Origin of the sequence: Bifidobacterium panos (assembly GCF_012932445.1) — a bacterium.
GTDB classification, from domain to species: domain Bacteria; phylum Actinomycetota; class Actinomycetes; order Actinomycetales; family Bifidobacteriaceae; genus Bifidobacterium; species Bifidobacterium panos.
Map to the genome: position 1 here is coordinate 61527 of NZ_JAAIIJ010000015.1, position 17375 is coordinate 78901.

General features: G+C 60.4%; 12 protein-coding genes. 8 read left to right on the forward strand and 4 right to left on the reverse strand.

Annotated elements, in window-relative coordinates:
- Nucleotides 1–67: 67 nt before the first annotated feature.
- The 4 genes from G1C94_RS04190 to G1C94_RS04205 all read left to right on the forward strand — a co-directional run bounded on the left by G1C94_RS04190 (nt 68) and on the right by G1C94_RS04205 (nt 8706).
- Nucleotides 68–2413 (forward strand): DUF7604 domain-containing protein, encoded by a 2346-nt coding sequence (locus G1C94_RS04190; protein ID WP_172145051.1) that lies wholly within the window; start codon nt 68–70, stop codon nt 2411–2413.
- A 205-nt stretch (nt 2414–2618) separates the two neighbouring features.
- A complete protein-coding gene (locus G1C94_RS04195; protein WP_172145054.1) occupies nt 2619–5102 on the forward strand; it encodes a DUF7604 domain-containing protein in 2484 nt (827 codons plus the stop codon).
- A 553-nt stretch (nt 5103–5655) separates the two neighbouring features.
- The gene (locus tag G1C94_RS04200; RefSeq protein WP_301538549.1) at nt 5656–7875 is read left to right on the forward strand and encodes a DUF7604 domain-containing protein; all 2220 of its coding nucleotides are present in this window, start codon (nt 5656–5658) and stop codon (nt 7873–7875) included.
- Between the two features lie 270 nt (nt 7876–8145).
- Nucleotides 8146–8706, forward strand: a complete 561-nt coding sequence (locus G1C94_RS04205) for a hypothetical protein (protein ID WP_253902306.1) — start codon at nt 8146–8148, stop codon at nt 8704–8706.
- Nucleotides 8707–8789: 83 nt separating this feature from the next.
- On the opposite strand, the gene G1C94_RS04210 is transcribed toward G1C94_RS04205, so the two are convergent.
- A complete protein-coding gene (locus tag G1C94_RS04210) occupies nt 8790–9608 on the reverse strand; it encodes an alpha/beta hydrolase (RefSeq protein WP_172145060.1) in 819 nt (272 codons plus the stop codon).
- A gap of 151 nt (nt 9609–9759) precedes the next feature.
- Here G1C94_RS04210 and glmM point away from each other — a divergent pair, with 151 nt between their 5' ends.
- From glmM to G1C94_RS04230, 4 genes are all read left to right on the forward strand, one after another.
- Nucleotides 9760–11145: a phosphoglucosamine mutase gene (gene glmM / locus G1C94_RS04215; RefSeq protein ID WP_172145063.1), complete on the forward strand. Its 1386-nt coding sequence runs from the start codon at nt 9760–9762 to the stop codon at nt 11143–11145.
- A 20-nt stretch (nt 11146–11165) separates the two neighbouring features.
- Complete coding sequence (locus G1C94_RS04220; RefSeq protein WP_172145066.1) at nt 11166–11819, forward strand: peptide deformylase; 654 nt, start codon at nt 11166–11168, stop codon at nt 11817–11819.
- A 72-nt stretch (nt 11820–11891) separates the two neighbouring features.
- Entirely contained in the window at nt 11892–13367 is a 1476-nt protein-coding gene (locus G1C94_RS04225) for a DNA polymerase III subunit epsilon (protein ID WP_172145069.1), read from the forward strand.
- Between the two features lie 47 nt (nt 13368–13414).
- Nucleotides 13415–14584 (forward strand): glycosyltransferase, encoded by a 1170-nt coding sequence (locus G1C94_RS04230; protein WP_172145072.1) that lies wholly within the window; start codon nt 13415–13417, stop codon nt 14582–14584.
- 24 nt (nt 14585–14608) lie between these two features.
- On the opposite strand, the gene G1C94_RS04235 is transcribed toward G1C94_RS04230, so the two are convergent.
- The 3 genes from G1C94_RS04235 to G1C94_RS04245 all read right to left on the reverse strand — a co-directional run bounded on the left by G1C94_RS04235 (nt 14609) and on the right by G1C94_RS04245 (nt 17284).
- Nucleotides 14609–15376 carry a type III pantothenate kinase gene (locus G1C94_RS04235; protein ID WP_172145075.1) on the reverse strand — a complete coding sequence of 256 codons (768 nt, stop codon included), beginning with the start codon at nt 15374–15376 and terminating at the stop codon, nt 14609–14611.
- A gap of 151 nt (nt 15377–15527) precedes the next feature.
- Entirely contained in the window at nt 15528–17021 is a 1494-nt protein-coding gene (locus tag G1C94_RS04240; protein WP_172145078.1) for an alpha/beta fold hydrolase, read from the reverse strand.
- Nucleotides 17018–17284, reverse strand: a complete 267-nt coding sequence (locus G1C94_RS04245) for a hypothetical protein (RefSeq protein WP_172145081.1) — start codon at nt 17282–17284, stop codon at nt 17018–17020. Before G1C94_RS04245 ends, G1C94_RS04240 begins: the two co-directional genes overlap by 4 nt.
- Nucleotides 17285–17375 lie beyond the last annotated feature (91 nt).

A 17375-nucleotide genomic window follows, 5' to 3' on the forward strand; every position in this document is an offset into this window, starting at 1 on the left:
GAGGTGGGTGGCGCTCATATCATTTTTCTGCCAAATAGTATGTGGCGGCTTAAAGAGGAGGGCGGCTATGGAACAGAGGAAACGCAATCCCCAGTTGGGGTTGCGCAGACTTGTCCCGGTGCTCGTCGCCGCCGTCATGATGGTGCCCACGGTGGCCGTGGGTGTGGAAGCGAGTGCTGAGGAGCCAGGGAAAGCGGTTGTTGCGTCGGGGGCTCCGGTGCATAGGAAGTATGTTAAGGACAATGGGGACGGCACCTATGATCTGACGTTGAGCGTGACTGGTGATTCGCCTGATTCGGTGGGCAAGAAGCGTCGTCCTGTGGACGTGGTGTTGGTCTTGGACAGATCCAGTTCAATGCTGGAGCGCGTCGACAAGAACAAAACCCGCTGGGATATGGCGAAAGAGGCGGCGACGTCACTGACGCAACGGCTGTTGACGTCTGAAAACGCGAAGCGGGATCCCTCGGAACAGGCTCGGATGGCTCTGGTCACATTTGACACTTGGGCGCTGACTGCACTTTTGGGAACCTCCCAGTGGACGACTTCGGCTCAAAGTCTCACTGGCTTCATCTCGGCCGATAGCCGTAAACCCAAGCCAGGCAAGGGCTCTAACTGGGAAAGCGCTTTCCAGCGGGCCAATGAGCTGCTGAATGGGACGGGATCTCGGCGCAATGTTGATCAATACATTGTTTTCCTGACCAGCAGTGCGCCCACAATGCGCGTCTCTGCCATGGAATACAGAGGGAAGCCACCTGACAATGCCCCCGACGTCGATAGGGTGTGGACGGGCGAGAATACCGAAAACAGGCCCGTCTATGGTGGCGGCAATTGCGATGTTGGTTTGCGCTGTTATCGAGCGGCTGCCAACGAAGCGAAAAAGCGCGGCGCGACGAAGCTCTTTGCGGTGGGGGCCGGTGGCAAGGAAGCGAACGAGGCTGTGAAGAAGTTGGCAGAAGAGGCGAAGGGCGATTTTTATGACGCAGGTACTCCTGAGAAGCTGTATCAGGCGATTGATGAGATTCTTGTACGACTCCTCGGAATCACCCGCCAGTATTGGAGGGTGAGTCTCAACGACGAGTTGTCCGAATATGTGACGCCCGTCGAAGACAAGGATGGCGATGAGTTCAGCCCACGCTTGGAGTTCGGCGCGTTTGACGCCTCGAACGGCTCCGTTAAGGAAACGGACCCGGCGGGGGCGAACATGGAAGCTCGCTATGACAGGGAACGCAGAACGCTGACCCTTGGCTTCAAAGATGATTCCAAACTCACCCCCGGTGCGACGTATTGGGCGACGCTCACCATCAAGCCGACGCGCAAGGCTCAGGAGGATTACGTCAAGCGCGGCGGCATGTATTCCGATGTGGGCGATCCCAATACCGATGCGGATGGCAGGAGCACCAGTTCGGGCAAGCGGGGCTTGCGCTCCAATGCCGAAGGCAAGGCGAGTCTCACCTACGAGATGATCACCTGGACGAATGGGAACAGGGAGCCTGCCGAGGGGCAGACGGTGCCGTTGCCCCAACCGGTTATCCAACTCAAACCCACGACGCTGACGCTGGTGGCCAGAGTTGATAACACGCATGCGGGCAATCATGGGGCCAGCCCTTCCGATTGGAGTTTGTCGGCGCTGAACAGGGACAACGCGGGCGTCCATCCCACTGTGCCGGCCAAGTCGATGGCGCTGGCACCGGGCGAATCGGGCACTGACAAGATGGCGACGAAGCCCACGCTGGTGGTTCCCGGCACCTACAAGCTTCGGCAGGAAGCGAACCCCTCAAGCCAATACCCGTACTTCCCCGGCTATGCGGTGGGTAAGTGGTTCTGCGTCGATAACAAGGGCAGCAAGCTCAATTCGACGAATCCGTCGGTGAGAGACGAGATTGTTGTCGGAGCGGGGCAGAATGTCACTTGTCTGGTGACCTATACGGCCAAGCCGGGCGGTGTCTCCTGGAGCAAGGTTGATGAGCACGGCGGTCTGCTCGGCGGGTCGAATTGGTCGCTGGCCGGTGCGGATGGGCGGCCCGGCCTTGTGGCCGACAATGGCGGGCATGACACCGATAAGACGCCGGGCGGCTTCGCTGTTACCGGCCTCAAGTGGGGCGGATACAGGCTCGGCGAGACCAAGGCGCCCGACGGCCATCAGCTGTTGCCCACTCCGCTTACGGTCAGTGTGTTCCCGGTGAGTGATGCGGTGCAGGAGCCTTCCTCCTTCATGGTGAAAGCCGGCGACGACGGCAAGATTGTTAATCGCAAGCTCAGTGAGGGGGCGGCAGTGAAAACCGCCCAACAGTCGGCGAAATCGGCGGGGCTGGCCAAGACAGGCGCCCGGATCGCGGCAGTGGTTGCCGTGGTGCTGTTTGGTGCCGTGCTCGCAGGCGGGGTTCAGTTGGCACGCAGGGGATTCATGCGCTGACGGGCATTGTTTTTTTTGAGGAGGCTGGGCCTGACGGCGGGTTTGAGGGGGCAAGGGGCACATGTTGCCGGGTTGACAACGGTTTCAAGCCTTTAGGGGTGCGGTCGGCGTTCTTGTGGAGTGTATGGGCGGCGGCTTTGATGCCCATAGCATCTTGCATGCCCATATAAGTTGTTGGCCTTTATGGCGCAGAAGGAGAATGGATATGGAACGGAGCGGGCATAGCCCTCGCGTGGGGATTGCGCCGGTGCACAAGCTGTGGCCGGTTTGCGTTGCCTTGTTTGCCGTCATCGTGATGGTGGTGCCCTTGGTGGCTGGCGGTGTGCGTGCGGCTGCTGCAGAATCGTCGAGTCGAAGTCGTGAGGTGCCGTCGCCAGTAGGTGTTTCAGGGCTGATAGCGCCCGCGCATCAGAAATATGTCAAGAGCAATGGGGATGGCACCTACGATTTGACCTTGAATGTGAGGGGCGATGTGGCTGAGTCGGCGCGAACAGTGCATCAGCCTGTGGATGTGGTGCTGATTTTGGATAAGTCTGGCTCGATGAGGGAGAACGGAGGCGTCAAGGGGAAGACCCGCTGGGAAGTGGTGAAAGAGGCGGCGACGGTGTTGACACGTCGACTATTGACGCCCGAGAATAGTCGATTGCCTCATGCCTTGCAGACGCGGATGTCGGCGGTGTTCTTCGATAACACCGCTTATTGCGGCAAATTCCCCTTAGGGAGATGGTCTGTCTCCGCTGAAGAGCTTATTAGCACTTTTGGCCAGATTGAGGAGAATAGGAGCACCAACTGGGAAGACGGTTTGAGGCTGGGCAACGAGCAAGTCAAAAAGGGGCGTGCCGGAGTTCCCAAGCATATCGTTCTTCTGACGGATGGGATGCCTACGTTCCGAAATACGCCGATGGGTTATGAAGGCATCGTGCCCACTCTCCAAGAGAAGCCCTCTTCTTTCCCCAACCATCCTGACTATAAGAACAACGATGGCGCGAGAAGATTGCTGAGAGGCGGCCAACTAGTTTACGGCAATGGTGCTCTTGACTATAAAGATCGTTGTTATCGAGCTGCCGTGGATGAAGCGCAGAGGCGCGCTGGCGATGCAAGGCTGTTCGCGGTGAGCGCGGGCGGTGACGTTTCAAACGAAAAGATGCAGCTGTTTGCAGAAGAGGTCGGCGGCCAGTTCTTCGATGGGAGTAATCCTGACAAACTCCGTGAGGCGTTCGATGATATCGTTCGGCAGATTGTCACCACCTCTTGGCGCTATCGGAGGGTTGAGATTTCGGATGAGCTGTCTGAATATGTGATTCATGTTGACGAGGGGAGTGGGGCAAAATACACATGGGGCGCGATTGACAGTCGCGGCAATCATGTCTCAGCGGAAGCCGATTCTGCGCTTAAGTCTATGAATGTGTCGTATGATCCGACATCAAAGAGATTCAAGATCGGCTTTGACGACGGTGTCATGCTCACAGGTGGCACCACATATTGGGCGAAGATTACGGTCAAGCCGACGGATGTGGCTCATAAACATTACGTCACACACGGTGGGAAATATCCGCACACCGGTGAAGATGGCACCGACGCGCCAGGCAGTCGCACCAGTTCAAATCAACCGGGCTTCCATTCCAACAAGGGCCGAGCGACGCTCACCTACATGGTCGTCTCGTTGACCGGCGGCAAAGAACTGGCCGGTGATCAGCAGACCACGGAATATCCGCATCCGGTTGTTCAGATTCGGCCGGCCACGCTGACGCTGGCGGGCAAAGTGGACAACACCTATGCGGGCAAGCGTGGCGCCCGCGCCTCCCACTGGAAGCTGTCTGCGCTGGACAAGAGTGGTGCGGGCATCGCTTTGACGGCGCCGAGTGAATCGGTGGGCGCGTCCGGCATGGATCAGATGGCGACGCGGGGCATGCTGGTGGTTCCCGGCACGTATACGTTGCGTCAGCAAGCCGACTCGGCAAGTAAGTACCAGCATTTCTCGGGCTACTCGGAGGATGGATGGTTATGCGCCGACGACAAGGGCGAGACGTCGGACTTGCTGGAGAACGGCCAAGTCACCGTTGGCGCGGGGCAGAACGTCACTTGCACGGCGAACTTCAGGGCCAAGCCGGGCGGGATTGCATGGAGCAAGGTTGACGAGCGCGATACGACGAAGCTTCTGCGCGGGTCGCAATGGTCGCTGTTCAGCACGGACGTGCCTGGCTTCGAAGGCAGGAAGGTGAGCGACAATGGTGAACATGACGCCGATAGCGCGGACGGCAGGCTTGCAGTTGCAGACCTTGCGTGGGGCGAATACGAACTTACCGAGACCCAGGCGCCTGAGGGCTATCAGCGGCTGGACGGGGCGCTGAAGGTCAAGGTGCTCCCCGAGGCTGGCGAAATGACGCAAGAGTCGTTCACGGTGAAGGCTGGCGATGGCGGCAAGGTGGCCAATCACAAGGTTGCTGTGAAGCCGAAGCCGGCTCCTGCTAAGCCAGTCGTGCCAGTCAAGCCGACTAAGCCCGACGAAGCGCCCAAACCAGCCGAACCTCCCAAGCGGGCTGAGCCGGCCAAGCCGACCGAGCCTGCCAAGCCGGCGGAGGCACTTGCTCCCACCGGCGCATGGGTGACGGGCGGCGTGGCTGTGATTGCGTTTGGCCTCGCGGCCGCCCTCGCCGTGCGGCTGGTGCGTAAGTGGATCATGCTCTGACAGACAGAGGGGTAGGGGCTTGGCTTAGCTGGGCCCGAGATGAGGGCCGGCCGATTGAAGCGATTCGATCGGCCGGCCTTCTGCAAGCTCAAGCGTTTGGCGAAGCGAGCTTTTCTACCTATCGCCAAGAGAGCGAAAGAGGGGCGTCAGCGTTGCAATCGCAACGGTTTTGCCTGAATGGGGGTGAGCCGTGGCTTCCCCGTGGAGTGTACCGATGCCGTTCACAATGCCCATAACATCGGCTCTGCCAATACAGTTCAACTTTTCTGGCGCTCTAGAAGGAGAATGTGATATGGAACATAAGAATTCCATTGCGGGAATCCGAAGACTCCCGCTGGTTGTCGCCATTGTCGTCGCGTTGGCGACAGCGGCGATTGCCGATGTGCATGCGACCGCTCAGGAGGCGCAGCAGCGGGTTGGTGGTACTATGTCAGAAGCTACCCTCTCTCTGCCGGCTCCCGGGCACAGGAAATACGTCACGAGCAATGGGGATGGCACATACGGTTTGACGTTGAGCGTGACGGGCAATTCAGAATCCAAAGCATCCACGGTCATGAGAGATCGCGAGCCTGCGGATATCGTGCTGGTGGTGGATGGCTCCAGGTCAATGCGTAACGGGCATGTAAGCCCGACGCGGACTCGCTGGCAAGAGGTAAGAGACACGGCAAAAACATTTGCTGAAGGTATTCTGTCCGAACCCAGAGTCAATGCGAGACAGTCAAAAACGCAAAAACCGCCAAAACCGCCAAAACCGCCGGAGCGAGTTCAGCTCGCGGCAGTCGTCTTTGGAAGCCAATCCTTGTTTAGCGCGGATCTTGGATCTTCCGCCACAACAATTTACGAATTGTTCTTCAATAAACAGCCTGACGACTCGGGAAACTCCAGCATGGGAGCTGCCTTAAACAAGGCCAACGAAATGCTTAGAGGAGGTCGCTCCGATGCTGCGAAATATATTGTTTTGATAACGGATGGATCTTCCACAACTCCTTCGAATGACGCGGTCTTGGCTGCAGCGAACCAGCGCCCTGAAAAGACGAAGCTGTTTGTGGTGAATATGGGTGATCCGGGCGGTACAGAGGCCACACAACTGAAACAGCTTGCTCAAGGGGCTGGCGGGTTGTTCCATGATGGTAGAGGACTTGGTGGAGTTGATGCAGCATTCCGCAAGATCATACTGGAGGCCACCATTAAGAATCTTTCGTATACCGGTGTGACGGTTACGGATCACCTGTCCGAGTATGTCAAGCCCGTCGGAGACGGATCCAACCCGCAGCTTACTCTCGAGGCGGTCGATGGAAGCGGCAATTCCGTGAAAGGCACCGACAAAGCGGCCAATCGGATGACAGCCAATTATGACACGGTCACGAGAACGTTGACGCTTGGCTTCGAGCCGGGTACTAAGCTCACGAAAGGTGTCACCTATCGAGTGATGACGACGATTGAACCGTCGGATATGGCTCATCAGGAATATGCCAGGACGAATGGGCAATACCCGCATAAGGGTGACAGTGACACTGATGCGCCAAACAAGAATACCAGCTCGGGTAAGGAAGGCTTCTATTCCAACAAGGATGCGGCGACGCTCACTTACAGCACGGTGCTGTGGACCGACGCTAGGGACACGGTCGTTGATTCGCAACAGAGCGTGACCTACGGAAGGCCGGTTATTCAGGTGAAGCCCACCACGCTGACACTGGTGGCCCAAGTGGACAACACCTTTGCCGGCAGGTACGGCGCGAAGCCGTCCCACTGGAATTTGTCTGCGATGAATGGGCAAGGTGCTCGCAATCCGATGACGCCGACCAGGCAGGTGATACCGGCGGGAAGCAACGAACCCGACGCGACCCGGATGGCGACGCAGACCACGCTGATTGCTCCCGGTTCGTATAGCTTGGGATATCAGAAGGGCTTGGCCGATTATCTCTATTACGAGGGTTATGACGCCACTTGGATCTGCGTTGACGCGAGGGCCGGGGGAACCGGTCTAGTCGGTTCGTCGGGTTCGTCGGATCCGGGACAGCACGAGATGCCGCTGCCTGACCCGAGCGGCGAGCCGCCGATTCCGTTCAATCCTGATGACTTCCACTTCCCCAGCCACTCTGACACACTCCCGTTCGATGGCGACTTGTCTCCGGGGCCGTTCAGTCCGCCTCGGCCGGATCCGGTAGCGCCTGATCCAGGTCCAGGCAATAATCTGGTCCTGAACACGGTGGACAACCCGCAAATCACCGTCAAGCCCGGGCAGAACGCCGTCTGCACGGTGACCTTCAAGGCCAAGCCGGGCAAGCTGACTTGGCATAAGGTCGATGAGCACAACGCTCTGCTCGGCGGGTCGCACTGGTCGCTGACCAGCACGAATGTGGATGGCTTCGCCCCGAAGGCCATTGGCGACAACGGCAACGAAGATGAGGACAAGACGGCTGGCAAGTTTGGCGTTAAGGACCTTATCTGGGGCGACTACAGGCTCGTTGAGACCAAGGCGCCTGACGGCTACACCCTGGGTAAGCCGCTTGCAGTCAGCGTGCTGCCGGTGGACGGCGTGATGCAGGAGGGCTCCTTCTTCACGGTGCATGCCGGTAGTGCCGTCAACCACAAGACCACTGCCGCGGATGCGAAGCCCGGCAAGCCCGGCAAGCCTGACAGGCCCAGCAAGCCCGGCAAGCCCGGACTTGCCGCCACCGGTGCTTGGGTGACAGGCGGTGTGACTGTGATGATGCTCACTCTTGCAGCCGCAGGTGCCGTGCTGTTGGTGCGCAGGAAGTTCATGCACTGACGGCACATCTGGGCCTGATTTAGCCCAGAACCACAGTAAGGCCGGCCGGTCGAATCAAACAACTGATTCGATCGGCTGGCCTTTCTTATATCCGCAATAATCCAAACAGCCCAAGGCCGAGTGACTTTCGCGCTCAGGGGGGTGTGCGCACCCAGACCGGCCTCATTATTCTTACTGCTCAACAGGGGTGACATCACACCTGCAAGATGCGCGGCAGACATGTTCCGCGCCAGACCACAAGCACATACAGTAACGACCGAAGGGGGCGATATGGCAAGTGGTGGAGGAATGTTCAGCTTGGAGGAAGTAGCCTACTTGAAGGAACTTCCTGCCGTTGCCGAGGCAACACCAAGACGAATCATCTATGCGGAAGATTTCAAGGTGCGGTGTATGCAACGATACAAGAACGGCGAATCTCCGGTGAAGCTGTTCCGTGAGGCGGGACTTGACCCGGCTCTGATTGGATACAAGCGCATCGAACGGTGCTTTTCCAGGTGGAAGAGTTCCGATTTCTATAGGGATGATCGCCAGAGAACCTATACCAGCACATCACTGTCCGGGGGATTGTCTGAGATAGCGGACAAGTCGAGCTCCCTCTCTGGCGAGATGCACCCGCGTGCGATAGCCTTCCCGACCTCTTCACGAAGCGGAGCCATCGATATGCGTGATCTGCTCATCTATCAGCAGGTGCGGCGCATCGATGAATTGGAACAGCAAGTCGACCGTTTACAGGCGAAAGCGCAGGCATGCGAAAGCCAGACGGCGCAACAGGACGGCGGCAACTACGAAAGCCCCGACCGAATGGCCGATTCTTTTGAAATGAATACGTGAGCGAGCACATAGAGTCGGCATAGAACCGGCCCGGCGCGGCGCGTGAACAGTTGCGCCATTTACAATCTATGGGCAAGCGAGAATTAGACGAAAGTGCGTTCAATCCATTGGAAAGCGAGTTGGGGCCAGGATTGGACGCACTTTTCTATGCCATCGGTTCCGTGCCACGCGGTCTCTTCGGTGCCGAGCGCCAACCCGTGGCCGCCTTGGGGGAAGAGATGCGCCTCCACGCTGACGCCCGCCGCCTTGCAGGCTTGAATGAGCATCAGCGTGTTGTCGACGGGCACGCAATCGTCCGGCATGGTGTGCCAGACGAATACGGGCGGTGTTGCGGCGTCGATGTGCTTCTCGATGGAAACGGCGTCCAAGGCTTGCTGGTCCGCTTTCTTGTCGCCCAGCAGATGATCGAAACTGCCGCGGTGGGCGAGCGGGCCGGAAGTGATGACCGGATAGGCGAGCATCAGGGCGTTGGGGCGCACGGCATCCGGGGCGTAGCCGTGTTCGCGCATCACGTCGTCCGAGGCGCTGGTGGCCAGGTTCGCCGCCAGATGGCCGCCCGCCGAGAAGCCGAGCACGGCGATATGGTTCGGGTTGACATGCCATTGGGCTGCGTTCTGGCGAATCTGCCTCATCGCTTCGGCGGCTTCAAGCAGGGCGGTGGGGAACACGGACGGCCACACCGAATAACGCAGAACGAACGCATTGAAGCCGGCGGAGAGGAACCGTATGGCGATGGGTTCGGCCTCGCGATCCGAGGTCATTTCGTAGCCGCCGCCGGGAATGACGAGCACGGCGGGACGTGTGCGCTCCGGGTCGACTTCCTCACTGTTGTCCAAGCAATATCCCACAAACTTGGCAACACTACCGTCAATACCTTCAATTTCGCGTTCAAAATACTGCATGTTTCCCACCTTACCGTGATGTTCTGTTTTGTAAAAATGTGCGAAATGTCTTGCCGTGACGCGCGTGGCGAACCCTGTTGGGTACGATGGTGCATTGGCAATACAACTTGACATTGGCAATACAACTTGAGATAGCGAGGCGTTCAGACTTATGCCACGTATGTTCGGAACCGACGGTGTCCGCGGATTGGCGAATAGGGACTTAACCGCGCAGTTGGCGCTCGATTTGGGAGACGCCGCCGTGCGCGTGCTGGGGGACAGTCGCACGAAAGACGATCAGCCCGAGGGGCGTCGCCGTGCGCTGGTGGGGCGAGACACCCGCGTGTCCGGCGATTTCCTGGCTTCGGCGTTGGCCGCCGGCATGAGCGCGGGCGGGTTCGATGTGATCGACGCGGGCATCATTCCCACTCCCGGCGTTGCATATCTGACCTCCGTGCTCAACGTGGAGATGGGCGCGGTGATTTCCGCTTCCCACAATCCCATGCCCGACAACGGCATCAAGTTCTTCGCTCGCGGCGGTTTCAAACTGCCGGACGCGAAGGAGGATGAGATTGAAACCGTGCTCGGGGGCGATTGGGAGCGCCCGACTGGCGCGGGTGTGGGGCGCGTGAGCCACGACACCGTGACGGCCACCAATCTGTACATCGACCATCTGGTGTCGTCGATCGCCCCGCTCGATGCCGACAAAACGCAGTCCACGCCGTTGAAAGGCTTGAAAATCGTGGCCGATTGCGCCAATGGTGCCACATCCGTGGTGGCTCCCGAAGCGTTGCGTCGCGCCGGTGCGGACGTGATCGTGATCAACGCCTCGCCGGACGGATACAACATCAACAAGAACGCCGGCTCCACGCACCCCGAGCAGTTGCAGGCCATGGTCAAGGCCTCCGATGCCGCGATGGGCGTGGCCTTCGACGGCGATGCCGACCGGTGTTTGGCGGTGGACGAGGACGGCAACATGGTCAACGGCGATCAGATCATGGGCATTCTGGCGCGCGCCAAGCAGCGCGAAGGCAAGCTCGCCCACAACACGCTCGTCGTCACCGTGATGAGCAATCTCGGCCTGAAACTCGCCCTGAAAGACATGGGCATCACCGCCGTGCAGACAAGCGTGGGCGACCGCTACGTGCTTGAGGAGATGCTCAAGGGCGGCTATTCGCTTGGCGGCGAGCAGTCCGGGCATGTGATCAACCGCGAATTCGCCACCACCGGCGACGGCACGCTGACGGCGCTGACCCTGTGCAACGAGGTGATGCGCTCGGGCAAGAGCCTGAAGGAACTCGCCGCCGACTTCCCGCAGTTGCCGCAGACGCTGGTCAATGTGCCGAACGTCGACAAGATGGCCGCCAAGACGAACGCCGCCGTGCTGAAGGCCGTCGAAAAGGAAGAGGCGCTGTTGGGCGAGACGGGTCGCGTGCTGTTGCGCCCCTCCGGCACCGAGCCGCTGGTGCGCGTGATGGCCGAAGCCGCCACCCAGGAGCAGGCCGACGAAGTGTGCGACCGCCTGGCCAAAGTCGTCGCCAGCGAACTCGCGCTGTAGGGCACGCTGTAGGAGAGACAATGTTCGCGCATAATTCCAAAGTCGATCTTGAACTGAACCGCGCTGTCGAACGGCTCATCAAAACCGGCGGCAAAGACAAACTCCTGCCCATCGTGCAGGCGGGCGAGCCGGTGCTGCGCCAACAGACGGCCCGATACACCGGCCAGCTGTCCAAGCGCACACTGTCCAAACTCATCGATGCCATGCACACCACCATGCTCGAAGCGCCCGGCGTGGGGCTTGCGGCCACCCAAATCGGTCTCGGCCTCGCCTTGGCCGTGCTCGAAGACCACGTGCGCGACGACGCCGACGACCCGCGCGAAATCGCGGAGTTGCCGTTCCATGTCATCATCAACCCCTCCTACAAGCCCGTGGGCGATGAAACCCGCAGCTTCTACGAGGGATGCCTGAGCTTCGACGGCTATCAGGCCGTGCGCCGCCGCTGGCTCGACATCGAGGCCGAATGGGACGACGAAAGCGGCAAGCATCACAAGGAGCGCATGCACGGCTGGCCGGCGCGCATCTTCCAGCATGAGACCGACCACTTAAGCGGCGAACTCTACATCGACAAGGCCGAGATTCGATCCCTGGCCACCTACGAGAACCTCGAAGACTACTGGTGCAACGATCCCGTCCCCACCGAGGCCGCCGCCGAACTCGGGTTCGACCTGTAGGGCGGTTGGGCGAAGCTGTCCGGTTGTGTATGGTGCAGATAGTCAACATGCAGTGAAAGGAACGTCAGGCGTATGGGCTGGCAGGACGAAGCGAAGAACGACATCGAACAGTGGAAACTTGTCATGCCCAAGGACGCCGATAACAACCCCATCGACTGGGATTGGGTGCGCGGGCTGGACTTGGCCGGCGGCATCGGCTCGCTCGCATCGGCTGTGACGACTGCCGAGGCGAGCCACCCGCAATCCGCGCCGGGTGATCCCGCCGCGCTCACCCCGCAGCAACTCCACGACGCCCTCAAAGCCGATTACGCCACCCGCGAGCGGCTTGAAGCCATCATCGCCCAGTGCAACACCGCATTCATGATGGACTTCGACCGTCTCGTCGATTCATATCGCCTCCCGCGCGCGCTCGCCTATGCGAACCGCCGCCTGAACGACGAAATCAGCCTGTTGATCGACGAAGGTCAGGCGCGGGGTTTGTGGAACGTGACGTACAAGCGCCAGGGCAAGGGGACGGCCGCCGTGCTCAGCGCACCGCGGGGTGCTGCTTCTCGCGCCAACCCCGACCAAGGCACGCTGGATGTCGATTCGGATGCCGGCTTGGATGCCTTGGCCAGTGTGAACCTCGACGATCTCAAAGACCGCACCGCCCAGATTCTCGTCGCGCGCGCCGAACGCCGCAAAACCGAGCGTCGTCAGCGCCACGACACCGAGAACCTTGTGGCGCGGGCGAATCTTTCCGGTGCCACCGCGCCCGGCTCCGAGCGGTCGCGTCAACCGGCGGGCGAGGCGGACGGCCCCAAGGCCGATTGGCGCAGCGTCTACCTGCCCGGCCGCGATATCGACACCGTCATGGGCATCGACATCGAAACCAGCGGCACCGACCCGGCGCGCGTCTACATCATCGATGTGGGGTTTGAATATATGAACATGGCCTCGCCCAAGCCGGCCAACGCGCCCGCGAGTTGCGGCTACGAACAGTCGGATTACGAGCCCGGCGACGCTTACGGCCAGTCGCGCCTGAGCTTCGGCGTGCCCGAGGCGAACGCCCGCCACGGCAACCCGTTCATCCTCGACCTGACGGGCATCGACGTGCGCGAACGCGGGCCGCGCAGCGGTTTGAAGCCGTTCGACGAGTGGGCGGAGGCTCAGTCCGGTTTGCTGCAACGCTTGGTGCGCCAGCCGTATGTGGCGCATAATGCCGCTTTCGAGCACGGCTTCTTCATGCTCAACGTGGCCGGATATGCGGAGGCATATCGCGCCGGCAACATCACCATCGTGGACACCATGCCGATGAGCCGCCAGTGGGATTCGGGCTCGAAGTCGAGCGCGGCGCACCCCTTCGGTGACAATACGCTTGACGCCTACGCCAAGCGGCAGGGCGCGTTGGCGCCGTCCCAGTCCGAGCGGCACCTGGGGCTGGAGGACGCGCATATCATGCTGGTGGCGATGAAGCATCACCTGCACACGTTGCGCGAAGAAGGCCGCGGCCCCTGGGGTCCGTCCGGTCAGCCGGGCGTCGGCGGCAAACGCTGCGGGCGGCGATAACCACTTGGCGCCCGCTGCAGACAACCGACCGGCGTACCATAAGTCCCATGAGAGAACAGAGCCGGGAGAAAACAACCGACCGCCCATTGGTGATCGCCCTGGTGGTGGACACCGTGGGCAATCAAGGCAATGGCACCTCGAACTCGGCGTTGCAGTGGGCCGCCGAGCTGCGCAGGCAAGGTCACACGGTGCGGCTGGTGGGCATCGGTTCCGCCGAATACCCGGCGCGCGTGCGCAGGGTGCCGCTCGTCTCGTGGGTGGCGGCCAAACAGCAGATGCAATTCGCCGAGCCCAGCGACACGCTGTTTCGCAAGGCCTTCGAGGGTGCGGACGTGGTGCATATCTACACGCCGTTCGCGTTCGGGCGGCGTGCGGCTCATGTTGCGCGAACGATGGGCGTCCCCGTCACCGCCGGCTACCATGTGCAGCCCGAAAATGTGCTGTATTCGGCAGGTCCCCTGCGTCTCATTCCGGGTGCGCAACGTTTCATCTACTGGCTGTTCAACAGGTGGCTGTATCACGACATCGCGCATATCCACACGCCCACCGAAATGACGGCCAGCCTGTTGCGCGAGCATGGGTATCGGGCGAAACTGCACGTCATCTCGAACGGCTACGCGCCGCGGTTCACCGCCCGCGAGACTTCCGAGCCTCAAGCCGATGTTCAAGCCGAACCGCACGTGCCGTTCCGCATCATCGCCTCTGGCAGGCTCGCCCACGAGAAGGATCACATCACGCTGATCAAGGCCGTTGCGATGAGCCGCCACGCCGGCGATATCCAGCTGATCATCGCGGGCACCGGCCCGCTGAAGCGCTATCTGACGTTCCGCGCGAACCGTCTGCTCGCTCGCAAGGCCGATATCGGTTTCCATCCCAATGCCGAGATGCCGGAGTTGCTGCGTTCGTGCGATTTGTTCGTGCACTGTTCCATCGCCGACATCGAATCGATCAGCGTCATCGAAGCGATGGCGTGCGGCCTGGTGCCGGTGATCGCCACCTCGGAGCTATCCGCCGCCAGCCAGTTCGCGCTGTTGGACGAGTCGCTGTTCGGCGTGCGCGATGTCGCAATGCTCGCCCGCCGCATCGATTGGTGGATTGACCACCCGTGCGAACTCGCCGAATGGGGTGCCCGCTATGCGGCCCACACCCGTGAGCACTATTCCGTTGCCTCCTCTGTCCGCCAATTCGTCCAAATGGAGCGCGAAGCCGCATCTTGAAACAGGCATAAACGAGTCGGGGACTTAGCGCGTGTTGCGGGCGTAGATGGCGGCCATGCCTTTGAAGATGAGGTCGGGGTCGTAGATGTCGATTTCGTCGGTGTCATCCGCGAAGATGCGCCCCAACCCGCCGGTGGCGATCACTTGGAACGGTTCGTCGATTTCCTCCCTGAACTGGCGGATCGAACGCTCCAAACCGCCCAGGAAAGTGTAATACAGCCCCGCCTGCATGGCCGTGCGCGTGTTCGTCGCCAGAATGGAATCAGGCTTGACGATCTCCACTTCCGGCAACTGGGCGGTCTGCCCCCACAAAGCCTCCGCGCCCGTGCGAATGCCGGTGGTGATGTATCCCGAACGAATTGTGCCCGCGCCATCCACGTAATTGAACGTGGTGGCCGTGCCGAAATCCGCCACCAGCACCGGCCCGCCGTAAGTGTGATAGGCGCCCGCGCAATCGGCCAGGCAATCCGAGCCGAGCGTTTTGGGATCGTCGATACGCACGTTGATGCCGGTTTTGACGCCGGGACCGACCACCATCGGCTCCAGCCCCAAAAACTTGATGATTGACGCGCGGAACGAATGCATGACCTTCGGCACCACCGAGCAGACGATCACATCGTCCACGTCGTCGATTGCGTAATGGCTCAAAGCCAGAAACTGTGTGAGCATCAGCCCGTATTCGTCCGAGGTGTGCGCCGCCTTGGTGGTGATGCGGTATGAACCGACGATGCGCTCGCCTTCGAGCAATCCGATGATAATGTTCGTGTTCCCGATATCGACGGCCATCAGCATGGTTCCAGCCCCTCTTCACGCGCTTGCTTGCAATCTTGTTTTCTTGTTTTCCTGCTTTCTTGTAATCCTACAATCATGCTTTCAGACAATCACGCAATCTTGCAATCACGCTCCCTAATAGTCGTGCAATCTTAACACTCATGCTTTCATCTCAACGGCTCATGCGCCCCTCGTAATACTTCGTCTCCTTCAGCGTGCCGGCAATGGTCTGCTTGAAATGCTCCTCATGCGACTGCACGGATGGCGACCCCAAGTCGGAGGCATTCTGATAAGCGGCCTGATGGTATTTCAGCCAGTGGCTGAGCTCGTAGTTTTCGGAAGAGCCCTGCACGGGCGCGGCCTCATAGGTCGGCGTGCTGGATTCCTCTGTTTCATCGGGGCCAGAGGAGACGGTGCCGCGCACGGTGAGCCAGTTTTCGGTGGAGGGGTTCTGCGTGCCGTCGAGCGCCGCCACCAGCTCGTCCTCGATTTCGATGCTGGTCACCCAGGTCTTGGAGGGAATCGGATGGTTGGCCACGGGGGAGCCAGCCGTCACCACATGCTGAATGTTGTATTGCTCCGACTGGTCGGCCGCAATCTCGGCCGCCACAATGCCGCCCTGCGAATGCCCGATAAGAGCCACCGGCTCGTCGGAGGAGATGCCCGCCTGCTTCATCGCCTCGACCACCATGCGCGCGCTGTCGGCTTTCTTGCGTTGCTCGGCGTCGCCACTCATCAGCTCCACGTTCTGCTCCCAGTCGAACGGCGAATCGCTTTGCCCATCCGTGCCGGGGATGGTGACCAGCCACGCATTCGTCCCGTCGTCCCGCTCATAACGCTGTATCGCGATGGTGGCGTAGTTCAACCCGGAGTTGAGCTCGATGGTACCGAGCCGTTCCTCACCCAGCCGCCGCAGATTCTCCAACGACTGCGCAACCGAGGTGGACGAACCCACCACTTCCGTTTTCGATTCGACTTGCCGCACGGTGAGCTTGTTGCCTTGAGTGGCGTTTTTCACCGGCCCCGACACGCCGCTGATGTTGCCCGCCGCCTTGTTCACCTCGTCGGTGCGCAGCGCGCCCAGGCCAAGCGGCAGCCCCGACAGCAGCGAGCCGATGCCCGACATATACCCTTCCTGAAACGGCGCCGTCGCCCGTGAGGCGGCGGCCGGGTTCACCTTGCCTTCTTGCATCCAACTGCCAATCAGACCGCCCACGGCCACCGACCCCAAGAACAGCGTCGCCCAGCCGGGTTTGAACTGCGTGGCGGCCTGCGCCACTTCGTTGAATATTTTGCGGCTGCGCAATTCCGCCTCGCTGTACAGGCCATGCGCGCGAACGAGCAGATCGGACAGGTCGCTAATCTGATTTCCCACGCTTTCGCATGATGCCGCCCTGTCGTTGCATGTGGTGACCAGCTGATCGTAGGGGAGCGTGACGTGTTCGCCGCTCGTCGAATAGGGGAGTCCCGACTGCAACTTGGGGCAGGACGGCACGCTCAAACGGCTCTGTTCCAAGTCGGATACGGACTGCTGCCACAGCTTGCCGCGTGCGCGCAAGGCTCTCCCGATGTCGTTGAGCGTATTGACGGCGGCGCGGTATTCCTCTTGCGTGGCGGGAGACGACTGCTTGCCGCCGTAGACGTGTGCGGTTACTTGCCAACTCATGATGCGCCTCCTTGCGCCAGTCGCGCGGCGGTCGTCGCGTCGCAGTCATAGGCGTCCATTGCCGCCGCGAAGGTTTGCAAACGCTTGCGGTACATGTCCGCCGCGTTGCCGCTCCAATCGATTTGCTGCGCTTGTGCCAGTGAGGTACGCGCGATGTTGTTCAGATCCTTGTCACTGCGCGCCAGTGCGGTGATGGCGACGCGGTCGTTTTCCACGACGGTGTGGCACGCGCAAGCGCTGTAGCTCCCGGTGTCGCAGGTCAAAGCGCTCCCGCCGCTGGCGTTCTGCGGTATGAAAAGCCGTATGCGGCTTCGTGTTTGTAATAGTGATGTAGTGTTCATACCTTTCATTGAA